Raw genomic sequence first — 16,598 nt, 5'->3', positions numbered from 1 at the left:
TTGATATCTAAACTGCCTAAATGGATTGAGTACGGAGCGTTTGTGCTGGCCTTTGTTGCCGGGTGCATTAACGCCATTGGTTTGCTTGGCTTTGAGCACCAGGCGGTGTCTCATGTTTCAGGTACCGCCACGTTATTTGGTACCAGCATGTTGACCAACTCATTCGGGGATATTTTGCATTTAGCGGGAGTGCTGTTCTCGTTTTTTGTTGGCGCAGGCCTTTCGGGTTTTTTACTTCACGGAACACGACTAAAGCTTGGCCGGCATTACGATACGGCGCTGGCGCTAGAGTCACTGCTGATATTTGGGTCTTTTTACTTGCTGTCCGAAGGGTCTATTTACGGACATTATACTGCTTCATTGGCTTGCGGCATGCAGAACGCCTTGGCGACGACCTATAGTGGCGCCATTGTGCGAACCACCCACCTGACCGGTATATTTACTGATTTAGGTATCATGTTTGGCGCCATCATGCGTGGCGAAGTCTTTGATAAAAGAAAAGCGATATTGTTTGGGCTCATTATTGCCGGCTTTATCAGTGGCGGAACGTCGGGCGCCTATTTGTTCACACAGCTGCAGTTCCAAGCCCTGCTTGTGCCGGGGGTTATCTGTCTGATGCTGGCAGCTTTGTATCGTTTGCACTACAAACGTATCCGCGAAATTTGAGCCTTCTGGTAACTTGCCTAACTTCCTGTTCCATCAACAAATTTGACCTATCTGAAGCCTCTATTACACTTGATGCAAGTAGTGTTACTATCGAAGAAACTCAACAACACATTGCGGTGAATGTCATGAAAACGGATATTTTTAAGTCGGCGCTATCAGCGTTTCTGCTGGCCGGTCTACTAGGGTCACCGGCTTTGGCCCAAGAGCCCTTCACCGTAAAAAAACAGACAATCAATGAAGCGTTAAGTCTGGAAGGCGTGGTTGAAGCTATCAATCAAAGTACTGTGTCTGCCCAAACCTCAGGAACTGTTGTTGAGCTTCCGGTGGATGTTGACGACGCGGTAGCTGCCAACCAGCTCATTGTGCGCCTGGATGCCACAGAACAAAAAGCACGACTCAATAGAGCAGAAGCGAATTTAGAAAGCGCTCAGGCGACATTGAGCGATGCGCAAAAACGGTTTAAGCGCATTAGTGAACTGTATGAACAGAATGTCGCTTCAGAAGCTGAAAAAGATGAGGCAGAAACGCAACTGGAAACCAGGAAAGCTAGCGTTTCTGACGCAAAAGCAGCGGTAGAAGAAGCTCAAAAGCAGTTGAGCTACACCGAAGTGCGAGCGCCATACGCCGGTATTGTTACGGAGCGTTTTGTTGAATTAGGCGAGTCAGTTCAACCGGGTCAGCCGCTGATGTCAGGGCTTTCACTGGAACAGCTAAGAGTGGTTACCGAGTTACCTCAGCAATACGCAAGTTACGTGCGCGATAACCGCAAAGCAGACGTTGTTACTGATGATGGTCGAGAATTGTCGATAGCCTCTATGACCTTTTACCCCTACGCGAGTGAACAGTCACACACATTTCGGCTGCGTTTGAATTTACACGATCCCGAAGGCGCTTTATTCCCCGGCATGTTGGTAAAAGTAAAAGTGGCCGTTGGTGAACGTAATGCCCTGCTCATACCCAAAACTGCGTTATTGGTAGAAGGCGAATTGCGTGGCGTGTATGTTTTGGGGGAAAACGATACGCCTCAGCTACGGCAGGTGCGCGTTGGTGAACGCAAAAACGGTCAAGTAGAAATATTGGCTGGCTTAGCCGAAGGCGAGCAGGTTCTCGCGTCTGTGAAGGCTATGCTCGATGAGTAACAGCGATAAAAAGCTGGGGCCGTCTGGCATTATCGCCGATATTTTCCAGCGTTCGGAACTCACTCCACTCATATGCCTGCTTGGCATTGTTATGGGCATAGTGGCTGTGCTCATTACCCCGAAAGAAGAAGAGCCTCAAATTGATGTCACCATGGCTGACATTATGGTGGGCTTTCCTGGCGCTTCCATGCAGGAGGTTGAGCAGCTTATCGCCATACCGGGCGAGCAAATTCTCAGCGAAATGCCGAAAGTAGAGCACGTTTACTCGGTGTCTCGTGCTGGTCAGGCGGTACTGACGGTTCAGTTTGAGGTGGGCGTGCCTAGACAGGAAGCGCTAGTAACGCTTTACAATAAAACGCAGTCGAATGTCGACTGGTTCCCTCCGGGGCTAGGGGTGATGCAGCCAGTGGTAAAACCCCGCAGCATTGATGACGTGCCGATAATGACGCTCACACTTTACGACAAAGATCAGGTAAAAAGCGCGGAGCAATTAACGGCGTTGGCGCACCGGCTGGAAATTGCGTTAAAACAAATTCCGGGTACGCGTGACATTAAAACGCACGGTGCTGTACGTCAGCATGTCAATGTTGAAGTGGATAGCAGTAAGCTGTCGGGTTACGGCTTAACGGTGTTAGACATAAAACAAGCCATCGATGCGTCAAATACTGCGGGGCCGGAAACGCGGGTAACGCAAAATGGGTTGTCGGTGCCTTTTCAGGCCGGTGGCTTCCTGCAATCAGTCGATGATATGAAGTCTTTAGTGGTCGGTACTGCGAAGGGGCGCCCCATTTATCTGACCGATGTTGCTGCAGTTAAAGACAGCGGTAGCCAGCCGGCACAGTCTGTTTTAATGGGTGGTGTAGATAACGACTCTCAGGTGTATCCGGCGGTGACGTTGGCGGTGTCTAAAAAGCCGGGCGAAAATGCCATTGATATAACCAATGCCGTTCGCCAGCGGCTGGCTGAGTTAAAGAACGAACTGCTCCCGCCAGATATAGAGGTATCTGTCACGCGCGACTACGGTAAAACAGCGACCGATAAGTTTAACCAGTTAGTGTCAGATCTTATTTCTGCGACGGTGTCGGTGATATTGCTGGTGTTGCTGAGCATGGGCTGGCGCCAGGCAGTTATTGTTGGCATTGCGGTCATGGTGACCTTGCTGTTTACCCTGGTGTTCAGTTGGGCATGGGGCTTTACCTTAAACCGGGTTTCATTGTTCGCACTCATTTTCTCAATTGGCATTTTAGTCGATGACGGCATTGTTATTACTGAGAATATTCACCGACGAGTACGTAACTCCAAAAAAGCCTTGACTGAAACTATTCCCAAAGCCGTTGATGAGGTGGGGTCGCCAACGATTATGGCAACGCTGACGATCATGGCGGCGTTAATTCCTATGGCCTTTGTCAGTGGGTTAATGGGCCCTTATATGAGCCCAATTCCGATTAATGCATCTGCCGGCATGGTGTTTTCTCAGTTAATGGCCTTTATTGTGGCGCCTTGGCTGGCGCTGCGGCTGTTAAACAAAGAGCGCGGCAAAGACAGTGAAGATGAAAGTGACTCGGCAGCCGGCACGTCAGATAAACTCAAAGCGGTTTTCGAGAAGCTATTAAGACCTCTGTTAGGTGACAAGCGCAGGGGAAGGCGAGCTCTGTTTGGTGCCGGTGTTTTTGCGTTATTAATTTTGGTGATGCTGTTACCGGTGTATAAAGGTGTCATTCTCAAGATGCTGCCCTTTGATAATAAGTCAGAGCTGCAAATTGTGGTTGATATGCCCGACGACGCTGCTATGGAAGAAACGCAGCGACTGCAGGTTGCGTTAGGTAATTATTTAACCACTGTAGACGAAGTGGAAAGCTGGCAAGCGTATGCGGGCACGGCATCGCCCATTAACTTTAATGGCTTGGTGCGTCAGTACTATCTGCGGAGTCAGCCTAATCAGGGTGACATTCAGGTGAACCTTAAAAATAAAGAGGAGCGTGAGCGAGCATCGCACGAGATTGCCCGTGATATACGCTCGTCGTTAACCGACATAGCTCAGCCTTTTGAAGCGGCAATAAAAGTGGTTGAAGTGCCGCCGGGACCGCCCGTGTTAGCACCAATAGTGGCTGAAATTTATGGCGGGAATGCAGAGCAGCAAATTGATTTAGCTGAAACGATTCTGGCTAAAATGTCTGACGTTAGAGGGCTTGTCGACAAAGATTCAACCGTAACCGATGACGTTGCTCGCTGGTTCCTGATGATTGATCGGCAACGTGCCGCACAACTGGGCATTTCCCAACAGCAGGTGACTCAGTCATTAACGCTGCTTATTAATGCGCAGCCAGCAGGCTATTTACATAAAGATACGGCGAAGTATGCGGTACCTATATTGGTACAGTTAAATGAAGGCGCTAAAGCACAGAAGCAGCAGATATTGTCGCTCAATGCTCGCTCACAAAACGGTGCTATGGTGCCAATATCGTCGTTTGCTTCTTTGGAAACGGAAAAATGGCAGGGCAGTCGTTACCACAAAGACTTGCAGCCGGTGACTTATGTGCAGGCAAATATGGCGGGCGAAACCGACTCACCCATATACGGCATGTTTGAGCTGGTTTCGTTAATTGATGAATTGGAGCAGCCGCCGGAGCAGTTCTTTATCAATCAACCTTCCGCAAATGGGCCTGTTGCTATTAAGTGGGACGGTGAGTGGCAAATTACCTACGAAACCTTCCGAGATATGGGAATTGCTTACAGCGTGGGTATTTTCATGATATTTGTACTGCTGGTTGCTCAATTCCGTTCGTATTTGATGCCGTTAATTATTATGTCACCAATACCCTTAACTCTGGTGGGTATATTGCCGGGTCATTGGTTACTGGGGAAAGAATTCACTGCCACTTCTATGATAGGTATGATCGCCTTAGCCGGTATTATTGTGCGAAATTCCATTTTGCTGGTGGTGTTTATTCGTCAGCTTATCGATGAAGGTTACTCACTGGAAGACGCAGTGGTGCTTTCCGGCGCTGTACGTTTAAAACCAATAGTATTAACGGCAGTATCGGCTATGATAGGTGCATACTTCATTTTGTCTGACCCTATATTCAATGGTTTAGCCATTTCGTTGATGTTTGGTCTAGCGGCATCGACGCTCTTAACCGTTCTGGTCGTTCCGCTGCTGTATTATGGACTTTATGACTATTTAGCGGACAGTAAAGGGCAGAAACGTGACCGTTAATTATTTGCGATTATTCATTTTGCGTTATATCCGATATCTGCTGATACCGTTTGCGGTTGTCAGTGCATCGGTAATGGCACAAGAGACTGCGTTGAAAGTCGGTGTCTACCACAACCCGCCAAAAATCATGTTCGGTGAAGATGGCGAACTAAGCGGGATTCACGGTGACTTATTAACGCTCATTGCAGAGCGTCACGGTTGGCAGCTTATTCCGGTTGAGTGTGAGTGGGATGAGTGTTTGCATAAGTTGAAAAGCGGCGACATCGATGTCATGCCGGACGTTGCCAAAACACCGGCACGCGATGAGTGGATGTCGTTTCATACTGAGTACGCGCTGCTCAGCTGGTCACAAATTTATGCCGATGAAAAAGAAGGCATTACCAGCCTTCTCGACCTCGATAACAAAAAGGTTGCCGTGCTGAGAGGCTCGGTTCAGCAAGCATATCTGCGCGATATTATCGCTAGTTTTGAGTTATCGACTGAACTGCTGCCTGTGAACTCTTTTACTGAAGGTTTTGAAGCCGTTAATAACCAAGAAGCTGATGCGGTAGCAACAAATCAGTTTTTCGGAAATCAGCAAGTCGCCACACGCAAAATTGAAATGACGCCCATTATGTTTTTGCCCAATAAGTTGTATTTTGCTATGCGTCAAGGTAACGAGGGCGAGGTACTGGATACGATCGATCGTGATATTCGCCAGCTAAAAGCCGATAAGCACTCTGAGTATTACCAAATTATAAAAAACTGGAGCTCGCAACAACAACGCATCCAAATTCCAGTTTATGTTTGGTGGCTACTCGGGTTATTAGCACTGGGGTTATGTATTGGTCTGTTATTTAACTACGAATTGCGCAAAAAGGTCCGTGAGAAAACGTCTGAGTTAAAAGAGAATAAACAGCGACTGGATATTATTTTAAGTAGCGTCGATGCGTATATTTTCATTAAAAACACTGAACTACGTTACGAGTACGTAAACCAGCGAGTGGTTGATCTGTTTGGTATGGACGCGTCCGATATTATCGGAAAGGATGACTACGACTTATTTGATAAAACCACAGCCGACGAGCTGGTCGAATTGGACAAGAAAGTGCTTTCTACCCGTGAGCGTTCTGCGCAGGCCGAGGTGAATTATCTACCTGGCGATAAAACGCCACACCATTATTGGTCGGTGAAGGTTCCTTTATACAACGCCAATGATGAGTTGGTCGGTGTTTGTGGTATTTCCACTGATGTCTCCGAATACAAGCAAATGAAAGAAGAACTGGACTCGTTGGCGTACTTTGATCCGCTTACGGGGCTTGGCAACAGACGCTTTATGCTGGACAGGCTACGCCAGGGATTAAAGCGTTATACAAAAGAGCACAGTGAAGGCGCGTTAATTCTGCTCGATATTGATCACTTCAAGCACTTGAATGACAGACGGGGTCACGGAGTGGGTGACGAACTGTTGATTCAATTTGGACAACGTTTGGAACAAGAGTTACGGCAGCAAGATGACGCGGGGCGTCTGAATTCTGATGAGTTTATGGTGTTTTTACAGCAACCCCGTAATGGCAATTATGTCATGGTGGAAGAGCTGAGAGAACGCCTCACGACCTTGTTGAATAAGTTGACTGCACCTTATGTACTGGATGGGGAAGAAGAGCAAGTGTCCGTCAGCATGGGCGTTGTGCTGTTGTCAGATGCCGCTTCCGAGAAAGAGATATTACAAGCCGTTGACTTGGCATTAACTCAGGCAAAAGAAGCGAGCGGGCCGCACTTGCAGTTCTTTAATGCTGGTTTGCAGAGACGGTTTGCGCACCAGCAGGCATTGTTGTCTGCGTTAAGAAAAGCGATAACTGAGGAAGCGCTGCAAGTCTATTATCAACCTCAGTACGAACGTATGAGCGGCTCGAATCAAATAACGTGTATGGGTTACGAAGCGTTAGTGCGCTGGCATGACGACGAATTAGGTTGGATATCGCCGGGTGAGTTTATTCCGCTGGCGGAAAGTGAGGGGTTAATGCGCAGTGTGCATAAGCTCGTAGTAAAAAAGGTACTAGCGGATACACCAACGTTGCATACCTTGAGCCCTGAAAAACCAGTACGAGTAGCTATTAACGTGAGTGCTAGCCAGTTTAAGCACAGTAAGTTCGTTGATGACATGAACCAACAAATGAAAGTTGCCGGGGTATCAGGGTCTGCCATTGAGTTGGAAATTACGGAGAGTTTACTCATTGATGATATTGAGCAAACGGCTAAAACCATGCACGAGCTGAAAGAGTCTGGCATCACATTCGCTTTGGATGACTTTGGAACAGGCTATGCGTCGCTGGGTTACTTAAAAGAACTGCCGTTGAATCGCCTTAAAATCGATCAGTCGTTTGTGCAGGATCTCACACAAGACAGCAACGATACAGCAATAGTACAAACGATTTTAGCCTTAGGCCGGAGTCTTGAAATTGAGGTTATTGCCGAAGGTATTGAAACCGACGAGCAGTTAGCAACACTTGAAAAGCTTGGCTGTTCGCAATTCCAGGGATATTATTTTTCTCGCCCCGAGCCCTTGCATGCATTAACGAATGCAAAGGAAACGACATAATGTTGGTGTCTTTTCTGTGTAACTCAATAGTTGTGGGCTTAGCGGTACTGTTCCATTACGAGGCGTTAAATCGTATTGGTTGGCTAATCACTCATATACGAGTTTTCACGCAAATTCGCATCATGTTTGGTGTCTTCCTGGCGCTTATTGCACATACTATTGAAGTTGCTATTTTTGCGGTCGCTTATTACCTGATGCATCATCGAGATGGTTTTGGTGATTTAACCGGTAACTTTGACGGCAGTTTTTTGGACTCGCTGTATTTTTCTTTTACGGTATTCACGACGGTTGGTTTCGGGGATATTGAGCCAACCGGAGCGTTACGTTTTTTAACGGGTATTGAGAGTCTAACGGGGCTTGTACTTATTACCTGGACCGCCTCATTTCTGTACGTAGAAATGCAACGCTACTGGCATCGGTAGCGAAAAGATAATTGAAACATTTGTTAACAGAAGCTGGCTTCTCTCGGTATGTAAAGCGGTGTATCTTTATGGGTAGGCATGGCAGCTTGAGATACTAAAATTATGATGCAGGAAACATTAAAAGTTCTGGTAGTTGATGACGACGCACGGCTTCGTAGCTTGCTTGAACGCTATTTAACGGAGCAAAACTTTACCGTTCGCGTGGCGCAGGACTCTGAGCAGATGGACCGCTTGCTGACGCGTGAAAACTTTCATTTGATGGTGCTTGATCTCATGCTGCCGGGTGAAGATGGGCTGTCGATTTGTAAGCGCTTGCGGAACGAAGGCAATAACATACCCGTCATTATGCTGACCGCCAAAGGCGACGAAGTGGATCGTATTATTGGTCTGGAGCTCGGTGCGGATGACTACCTGGCTAAGCCGTTTAACCCGCGTGAGTTATTGGCCCGTATTAGAGCGGTACTGCGCCGTCGAGGCTCAGAAGCGCCTGGCGCTCCGTCACAGGAAGATCAAGAAATAGAATTTGGCGAGTTTCGCCTTAATCTTGGTACCCGCGAAATGTTCCATGGTGACACGCCTATGCCGTTAACCAGTGGTGAGTTTGCGGTACTTAAAGCCTTAGTGACCCATGCCCGCCAGCCATTGTCCCGAGACAAACTCATGCATTTGGCGCGGGGTCGTGATTACAGCGCTCTTGAGCGTTCTATCGATGTACAGGTGTCACGCTTACGCCGTATGTTAGAAGAAGATCCTACTAAGCCTCGTTATATTCAAACCGTGTGGGGACTTGGCTATGTGTTTGTGCCCGACGGTAAACTGAAAAGCTAATGAAGCTGTTTCCGAAATCAGCGTTTGCCAGAACGGTTGCGCTGCTTGCACTGATTTTGCTGATAAACCAGGTCGTTTCTTACGTCATGGTGAGTAACTATGTGGTTAAGCCCTCCATTGAGCAAATTAATGAGCTTATTGCCAAGCATATTCGCACCATGTTTATTCCTCGCCAGCACTCACCTGAAACCGAGCGTGAGCTTATCGAGCGCTACCGGGAAGAAACAGGTATAGAGATATTCAGCGACTCAGAAGCCAGAGAAAATGGTCTGACTAACTCTACTTATTACGGCTATTTGTCTGACGATATGAGCGCGATGCTAGGTGGTGAGGCTGTTGTCCGTGTGTCGCAGGGAAGCGAATTTTTTATTTGGGTGAAGCCACCCAAAGCGCCTGACTTTTGGATACGGGTGCCGTTAGAAAGCATGCAAAAAGGACAATTTTCCCCGCTGATTATGTATTTGCTGCTTATTGGCGTGTCGAGTGTATTGGGCGGCATGCTGTTTGCGAACTGGTTAAACCGTCCGTTAAAGGCGTTGGAAGAGTCCGCGCGAAAAGTTGGGCGAGGTGAATTTCCTAAGCAGTTGGAAGAGAAAGGCGCAAGCGAAGTTATGGCGGTAACTCGTGCGTTTAACCACATGTCCAAAGGCATTCGCGAGCTGGAAAACGACCGTAACTTACTCATGGCGGGCGTTTCACATGACTTACGTACACCATTGACGCGTATTCGGCTAGCGGCAGAAATGATGCCCGAAGACGACACGCTGGCGCAGGGCATTGTTGAAGACATCGACGACATGAATGACATTATCGATCAATTTATTGACTATGTTCGCCTTGACCAACAAGAGAAGAGCAGTCGAGAGTCACTCAATGAGCTGATAGAGCAAACCGTTGCCAACGTGCCCGACAACTGGGAAAAACATTTTGAATTGGCGTTGGGTAACTTACCGTTAGTTTGGTTGCGGCCTTTGTCCATGAAACGCGTTATTGTGAACTTACTGGAAAACGCAGAACGTTACGGTAAGCAAAATGTACTGGTCAGCTCCGGTTACGATAAAAAACAAAAAAGTGTGTGGTTCAGCGTCAGCGATGACGGTCCTGGTATTCCCGAAGAGCAACAAGCGAAATTGTTCCAGCCCTTTATGCAGGGCGATAAAGCTCGTGGTGGCGTAGGCTCCGGGCTGGGATTGGCAATTATTAAGCGTATTGTCGACCGTCACGACGGTTGCATAACATTAAAAAACCGCCCGGAAGGCGGTTTGTGTGTGCGAATAGAGCTACCGCTTCAGGCCGTCTCCAAACCTACAAAGCAAGACGATTAATACCGTTCAAGGCGGCGACTCGATACGCTTCGGCCATGGTTGGGTAGTTGAATGTGGTATTCACAAAATAGTCGATGGTGTTGCCGCCGTTTTTCTGCTCCATAATAGCCTGGCCAATGTGAACAATTTCGGATGCCCGCTCGCCAAAGCAGTGCAAACCTAATAGCTCTCGAGTTTCACGGTGAAACAGCAGTTTCAAGCAGCCAACGTCTGCGCCGGAAATTTGTGCACGCGCCAAGTGTTTGAACTGAGCACGTCCCACCTCGTAAGGCACCTTCATTTCGGTCAATTCTTCTTCCGTTTTACCAACGGAGCTGATTTCTGGAATGGTATAGATGCCGGTCGGTATATCGCTGACTAAGGCTTTGTCACTTTCGCCATTAATAATGGATGAAGCGCAAATACGTCCTTGATCATAGGCCGCGCTAGCTAGGCTCGGGTAGCCAATAATGTCGCCCACCGCGTAAATGTTGTCGACTGAGGTTTGGTAATTTTCATTGACCTCCAGCTGACCACGATAGTTTGGCTCCAGCCCGACAACGTCGCAGCTCAAGTCTTCGATATTACCCGAGCGCCCGTTAGCGAATAATAAGCAGTCCGCCGCCATGGTTTTACCCGACTTGGTTTTTAGTACCACTTTGTCGTCATAGCCGGTAATACTTTCATATTCTTCGTTATGGCGAATAACCACACCGCTGTTGCGTAGGTGGTAACTGAGGGCGTCTGATATTTCCGCATCCAGAAATGACAGTAAGCGGTCGCGTTGGTTGATCAGGTCGACTTTAACGCCCATGCCACGGAAGATACTGGCGTACTCACTACCAATGACACCCGCACCGTAAATCAAAATGGTTTTTGGCTCGTGTGACAGCGACAAGACTTTGTCGGAGTCGTAAATACGCGGGTGGTCAAAGTCAATGTCTCCCGGATGGTATGGGCGGGAGCCTGATGCAATCACGACGTGCTTGGTAATCAGGTCATCAACGGAGCCGTCGAGTTTTGTCACACGAATACGGTTTTTGTCTAAGAATGACGCCGTACCATGTACGACAGTGACATCGTTGCGGTCATAAAAAGAGCTGCGCAGTTTTACCTGCTTGCGAATAACGGACTCTGCATAGTGCAGAATGTGGCTAAAGGTCATACCGCTTTGCCAACCGGGGCCCGAAAACAGCGGGTTGTTGTTGTATTCAATCAGTCGGCTAACCGAGTGCCGTAATGCCTTTGATGGAATCGTTCCCCAGTGCGTACAACCGCCCCCAAGCGCTTTATGACGTTCAACAATGGCAACGTTATAACCACTTTTGGCAAGTTGCATTGCAGCGCCTTCACCGCCGGGACCTGTACCAATTACCACTACATCAAATTCGGTTTCTGTCTCGGGCTTTCGCGTTGTCATAATGATCACTTCTTTATTCGCTACAATGGCTTGAATACTAGCACTCATTCTAAAAACCGTAAATTCAGACTGTTTTCTGTACGCAGAGTCGTTATAGTAAAGAGAGACAATGACTTGGATGGTTGTATGACAAAGAAGCAAGTCCCTCAAATTTTATCCCGTCGTGTGGTAGCTCAAAGTCGGCTGCTACGCATTGAAGCGGTCGATTTAAAGTTCAGCAACGGTGAGCAGCGTCAGTTTGAACGCATGAAAGGCAGTGGTCGTGGCGCCGTTATGATTGTTCCCTGTCTGGACGACAAAACATTGCTGCTTATTCGCGAATACGCGGCTGGCTCTCACGACTACCAATTGGGTTTCCCAAAAGGTTTGATTGACCCCGGCGAAACGCCGGAAGAAGCGGCGCAGCGAGAGTTAAAAGAAGAAGTTGGTTATGGCAGTCATAACCTCGAGTTTCTAACCGAAGTATCGATGGCACCACAGTTCTTCTCCGCAAAAATGCACATATTTGTAGCAACCGATCTTTATCCTGAGAGCTTGCCCGGTGATGAGCCTGAGCCTCTGGAAAAGGTCACCTGGGCGGTAGATGACGCCGATAATTTATTAACTCAGCCAGACTTCACCGAAGCGCGCAGTGTCGCGGCATTATTGATGTTGCTAAGAAAACGAGGTCAGTCTGCCGATGCTTGATACACTAAAAGCGATTGCCAAAGAGGCCGGCGATGTCATCATGACCATGTACGAACGCCGCGACTACAAAACGTCTGAAAAGCGTGACGATTCGCCCGTTACTACGGCTGACATTGTTGCCAGTGAATTAATTGAAGATCGCTTGCGGCAGCACTTCCCGCACATTCCGGTATTGTCGGAAGAAAGCGACCATGAAAACTACAATGAACGCCGCAAGTGGCAATCTTACTTTCTTATCGACCCCATAGACGGGACTCAGGAGTTTATTGCGCGATCGGGCGATTTCGCGGTGAATATCGCCTATGTTTCGAATAATGAACCCGAAATGGGCGTTATTTTCTGGCCAGTCGGTGAGGCGTTGTATTATGCAGAGAAAGGTCAGGGGGCGTTTAAGGAAGACGCCGTTGAACGGCAGAAGATTTCAGTCCGTAAGCTGCAAAATCCAGAGTCTGATCCGCTCATTATTGCCATCAGTCGCCGTCAGGCGCGGGAACCGGTGTTAAGCCGCATGCAAACCCAACGTGATCTTCAGCCACTGCCAACGGGCAGTTGTTCCTTAAAGTCCTGCTTTATCGCTGAGGGCAAAGCGGACTGTTTTTTACGGTTGGGACCAACAGGGGAGTGGGATACAGCGGCCTCGCAAGTGATTGTCGGCGAAGCCGGCGGACGCATTGTGAATGAGAACTTTGAGCCAATTACCTACAACCGGACGGTCAGTTTATTGAACCCAAACTTCTTAGTGTTGGGTGATCAAAGTGTGCCGTGGGAAGAGGTCTTTATTGCTCGTCGTCCGCGTTTCCGGTAACACGGTCTTTGGGCACTACGTCGACACTTTCATGTAGTTCTGAGAACACAATAACGGCTTCCCCGCTTTTCACTTGCTCTCTGAGTTGCTCAACTTTGGTGTCAAACGACATTTCCTGATCGCCGTAGTCTGTACCTTCACGTAGTACCACGGACTCAAGCAGGTTGTTCAAGGTTTCAGTGTCCACTTCTTGCCATGGAATAATCATAAACACTCTCCTGTTTAGTCGTTCTCTGACTGAAGCGCTTCGGTCAGCTCTGCCAGTGACTCTTCCGCTTCCATCCAGGTTTCTTCCAGTTCACTCAGCTCTTTTTGAGCGGCGCTTTGCTTGTCTAATAATGTTTGTAAGTCTGCTTTGCGGTCGTCGTTATACAGGCTGTTGTCAGACAATTTGTCGTGCAGTTCAGCGAGCTCGTTTTCTAAAACCTGTATGCGCTTTTCGGCTTTTTCAATGGTTTGACGCAGCGGTTTCGTCTTTTGGCGCATTTCCGCTTCTTTGCGTTTTTGTTCTTTGCGATTGTCTCGCTGGCGACTTGGTGCGGTTTGCTCTGCTCGTTTGTCATTAGCGGCACGCTCCTGCAGCCAGGCATGGTATGCATCTAAATCGCCATCGAAGGTCTCCGCCTTTTTATCGGCTACCAGACAAAACTCATCGACCGTTGTGCGCAGCAGGTGACGGTCGTGCGATACCACAATTAACGCGCCTTCGTACTCTTGCAAGGCCGCAACCAGAGCGTCGCGCAGCCCTAAATCTAAATGGTTGGTGGGCTCATCAAGCAGCAATAAGTTTGGCCGTTGATAAATAATGAGAGCCAGCGCTAAACGCGCTTTTTCACCGCCGGACATGGGCTCAACCGGACGTGTAGCATGATCACCGGAAAACCCAAAGCTACCTAAAAAGTCACGCAGTGCTTGCTCGCTGGCGCGGCTGTCCATGCGCTGTAAATGCAACAGCGCGGACGCGGACATATCCAGTGTTTCCAACTGATGCTGAGCGAAATAACCAATCCGCAAGCCAGGGTTGGCAATGCGCTCACCGGACTTCGGCTCAAGTTCACCAGCTAGTAGCTTAATTAACGTCGATTTACCCGCACCATTGCGGCCAAGAAGCCCTAGGCGGGTACCCGGCACCAAGTTCAGTTTGATGTGCTCAAGAATGGTGGTATTGCCGTAACCGGCCTGTGCGTCCCGCAGTGTCAGTAATGGGTTCGGCAGCTTTTCCGGCTCTAAAAAGTGAAAGTCGATACCACTTTCCGCACGCAGCGGTGCTTGTGTTGGTAGTTTTTCAATGGCTTTCAGGCGGCTTTGAGCCTGCTTAGCCTTGCTTGCTTTATAGCGAAAGCGGTCAACGTACTTCTGCAGGTGTTGGCGCATGACCTGCGCCTTTTCAAATTCACTTTGCTGCTGGGCCAAGTGCTCGGCGCGCTGACGTTCAAATTGCGAGTAATTGCCTTTGTATGTGTTCAGCTTCTTATGCTCAATATGGACTATGTCAGTGGTCACAGAATCGAGGAAGTCGCGGTCGTGCGAAATAAGAATCAGCGTCCCTTCGTATTGCTTGAGCCAGCCTTCCAGCCAGAAAATAGCGTCGACGTCCAGGTGGTTAGTAGGCTCATCAAGCAGCATTAAATCAGCGCGGGCTATCAGTGCTTGAGCCAAGTTTAAACGCATACGCCAGCCACCGGAAAAGGCTTTTACAGGCTGCTGCAACTGCGACTGAGTAAAGCCTAGGCCTGCCATCAGTGACGCGGTTCGCGCTTGTATATCGTAAGCGCCAATGGCGGCTAATTTGTCGTGGCAGTGTGCAATTTGCTCGCCGTTATTGGCGGCTTCTGCGTCGGCTAATTGTGATTCTAAGGCTCGATATTCGGTGTCACCGTCCATGACATAATCAATCGCGGCTTTTTCCAGTGCCGGTGTGTCCTGTGCCACGCTGGCGATGCGCCACTCTGAGGGTACGTGCAAGTCGCCGGTGTCGGCGTGGAGTTCGCCTTTCAGCATTGAGAACAACGATGACTTCCCACAACCGTTGCGGCCGACTAAGCCGACTTTGTGTCCCGGAAATACTTGTAAGTCGCTGTCCTCAAATAAAACATCGCCACCACGCATGAGGCTGATGCTTTGCGCTCGAATCATAAATCACTCTGCGTTATCATTAACTACGTTGCAGCCAATTCTAACACAGGAGTTGTCGTGGCTAGACAAAAGAAACGATTTATCGCTGGTGCCGTTTGCCCGAAATGCGAGGCCATGGACACGCTCATGTTGTTCATTGAAAACGATATAGAACAAGTGGAATGTGTGCAGTGCAAACACCGCTTTAGTGAACCAAAAGAGCAGGGCGGTGGCAGTGAGCGTCAATTTGACCAAGTTATTGGCGTATTTAAGCCAGACTAAGCGTCTCGTGGCAGGCCCTTTTCTACTGCGCGAACCAATCGTTTCAGCTGTTTGGTGACCTCAGCAACGCCAGTGCGCTGACGCTCCAGCGCCCAGTCGATGTGTTCTTGCACCATGTCGGTGACGCCTTCGGTTTTATTCTCGAGTGCTTCTATAATGGTGGCGTCTGAAGGCGCATTACCTAAAGCAACAGCCAAGTTTCGCAACCAACATTCATAGCCTATGCGGCGAATAGGCGAGCCTTGTAAGTTGTCCAAAAACTGCTGCTCTGTCCAAGCCCATAACTCGAGTAACTGCGGTGAATGCAGCTCCTGACGAGGACTAAAGTCGTCTTCGTCGGTGAGTTGAGCGTAGCGGTTCCAGGGACAAATGAGCTGGCAGTCGTCACAGCCGTAAATACGATTACCAATAAGCGGGCGAAACTCTTCAGGAATGGCGCCGCGTAGCTCAATGGTTAAATAAGAAATACAGCGTCGCGCATCCAACTCATAAGGCGCGACAATGGCTTGAGTGGGGCAAATGGTCATACAGGCAGTACAGGTGCCGCAACCTTCTTCAACGGGTTCATCAACGGGCAGCGGCAGGTTGATAAGCAGCTCGCCTAAGAAAAACCAGGAACCGCTGTCTCTGTCTAAAATGAGTGTGTGTTTTCCGGTCCAGCCTAAACCGGCTTTTTCGGCAAGAGGCCTTTCCATAATAGGCGCAGAATCGACAAAAGGTCGAAAGTCGGTACCGTCAAACTCAGCTTTTATCCGATCGCCGAGTTGTTTTAAGCGTTTACGCATAAGCTTGTGGTAATCACGACCCAATGCATAGCGGGAAATATACCCTTTACTGCCGTCTTTTAGCGTCTTGGCGAAACCTGCTTCAACGGGCAGATAGTTCATACGCACAGAAATGGCTCTGACCGAGCCGGGGTGTAACTCTGCCGGACGCGCCCGCAGCATGCCGTGGCGCTCCATAAAGTCCATTTCGCCATGATAGCCATTGTCCAGCCACTGCTGTAAAGTGGCTTCATGTTGACTAAGATCTAAGTCAGTAATACCCACTTTTTGAAAACCCAGCTCTGCGCCCCAACGCTTAATATCATTGGCCAGTTGCTGGTAGTTAATGGAATTGGACATGGTCAGGA

General features: G+C 48.8%; 14 protein-coding genes. 10 read left to right on the top strand and 4 right to left on the bottom strand.

Features of this window, described 5'->3' with window-relative positions; translation table 11 throughout:
• The 7 genes from EST55_RS05730 to envZ all read left to right on the top strand — a co-directional run bounded on the left by EST55_RS05730 (window position 1) and on the right by envZ (window position 10,178).
• The gene (locus tag EST55_RS05730; protein ID WP_129496788.1) at window positions 1–666 is read left to right on the top strand and encodes a YoaK family protein; all 666 of its coding nucleotides are present in this window, start codon (window positions 1–3) and stop codon (window positions 664–666) included.
• A gap of 125 nt (window positions 667–791) precedes the next feature.
• Complete coding sequence (locus EST55_RS05725; RefSeq protein ID WP_129496787.1) at window positions 792–1,805, top strand: efflux RND transporter periplasmic adaptor subunit; 1,014 nt, start codon at window positions 792–794, stop codon at window positions 1,803–1,805.
• Window positions 1,798–5,022: an efflux RND transporter permease subunit gene (locus EST55_RS05720; protein WP_129496786.1), complete on the top strand. Its 3,225-nt coding sequence runs from the start codon at window positions 1,798–1,800 to the stop codon at window positions 5,020–5,022. Before EST55_RS05725 ends, EST55_RS05720 begins: the two co-directional genes overlap by 8 nt.
• Window positions 5,012–7,603, top strand: a complete 2,592-nt coding sequence (locus tag EST55_RS05715; RefSeq protein ID WP_240665254.1) for an EAL domain-containing protein — start codon at window positions 5,012–5,014, stop codon at window positions 7,601–7,603. The genes EST55_RS05720 and EST55_RS05715 overlap by 11 nt, the downstream gene beginning before the upstream one ends.
• Window positions 7,603–8,025 (top strand): potassium channel family protein, encoded by a 423-nt coding sequence (locus EST55_RS05710; RefSeq protein WP_088769047.1) that lies wholly within the window; start codon window positions 7,603–7,605, stop codon window positions 8,023–8,025. Before EST55_RS05715 ends, EST55_RS05710 begins: the two co-directional genes overlap by 1 nt.
• 102 nt (window positions 8,026–8,127) lie before the next feature.
• Complete coding sequence (ompR, locus tag EST55_RS05705; RefSeq protein WP_157776086.1) at window positions 8,128–8,853, top strand: two-component system response regulator OmpR; 726 nt, start codon at window positions 8,128–8,130, stop codon at window positions 8,851–8,853.
• Window positions 8,853–10,178, top strand: a complete 1,326-nt coding sequence (gene envZ / locus EST55_RS05700) for a two-component system sensor histidine kinase EnvZ (RefSeq protein WP_129496785.1) — start codon at window positions 8,853–8,855, stop codon at window positions 10,176–10,178. The genes ompR and envZ overlap by 1 nt, the downstream gene beginning before the upstream one ends.
• Here the strand turns inward: envZ and sthA are convergent.
• The gene (sthA, locus tag EST55_RS05695; protein WP_129497010.1) at window positions 10,159–11,577 is read right to left on the bottom strand and encodes a Si-specific NAD(P)(+) transhydrogenase; all 1,419 of its coding nucleotides are present in this window, start codon (window positions 11,575–11,577) and stop codon (window positions 10,159–10,161) included. The genes envZ and sthA overlap by 20 nt on opposite strands.
• A gap of 126 nt (window positions 11,578–11,703) precedes the next feature.
• Between sthA and nudE the strand changes: the two genes are divergently transcribed.
• Window positions 11,704–12,264, top strand: coding sequence for an ADP compounds hydrolase NudE (nudE, locus tag EST55_RS05690; RefSeq protein WP_088769043.1), 561 nt, complete (start codon window positions 11,704–11,706; stop codon window positions 12,262–12,264).
• Window positions 12,257–13,069, top strand: coding sequence for a 3'(2'),5'-bisphosphate nucleotidase CysQ (gene cysQ, locus EST55_RS05685; protein WP_129496784.1), 813 nt, complete (start codon window positions 12,257–12,259; stop codon window positions 13,067–13,069). The genes nudE and cysQ overlap by 8 nt, the downstream gene beginning before the upstream one ends.
• Here the strand turns inward: cysQ and EST55_RS05680 are convergent.
• Both EST55_RS05680 and EST55_RS05675 read right to left on the bottom strand, forming a co-directional pair.
• Window positions 13,041–13,277 (bottom strand): YheU family protein, encoded by a 237-nt coding sequence (locus tag EST55_RS05680; protein ID WP_129496783.1) that lies wholly within the window; start codon window positions 13,275–13,277, stop codon window positions 13,041–13,043. The two genes, cysQ and EST55_RS05680, sit on opposite strands and share 29 nt — an antisense overlap.
• 14 nt (window positions 13,278–13,291) lie before the next feature.
• Window positions 13,292–15,205, bottom strand: coding sequence for an ATP-binding cassette domain-containing protein (locus EST55_RS05675; RefSeq protein ID WP_129496782.1), 1,914 nt, complete (start codon window positions 15,203–15,205; stop codon window positions 13,292–13,294).
• A 57-nt stretch (window positions 15,206–15,262) separates the two neighbouring features.
• Between EST55_RS05675 and EST55_RS05670 the strand changes: the two genes are divergently transcribed.
• Window positions 15,263–15,466 (top strand): YheV family putative zinc ribbon protein, encoded by a 204-nt coding sequence (locus EST55_RS05670; RefSeq protein ID WP_053953135.1) that lies wholly within the window; start codon window positions 15,263–15,265, stop codon window positions 15,464–15,466.
• On the opposite strand, the gene queG is transcribed toward EST55_RS05670, so the two are convergent.
• Window positions 15,463–16,590 (bottom strand): tRNA epoxyqueuosine(34) reductase QueG, encoded by a 1,128-nt coding sequence (gene queG / locus EST55_RS05665; protein ID WP_088769035.1) that lies wholly within the window; start codon window positions 16,588–16,590, stop codon window positions 15,463–15,465. The genes EST55_RS05670 and queG overlap by 4 nt on opposite strands.
• Between the last annotated feature and the right edge of the window lie 8 nt (window positions 16,591–16,598).

Source organism: Idiomarina sp. 29L (genome assembly GCF_004123135.1).
Taxonomy (GTDB): domain Bacteria; phylum Pseudomonadota; class Gammaproteobacteria; order Enterobacterales; family Alteromonadaceae; genus Idiomarina.
The sequence above is the reverse complement of the archived record's forward strand: the minus strand, read 5'-3'. Positions and strand labels throughout refer to the sequence as shown.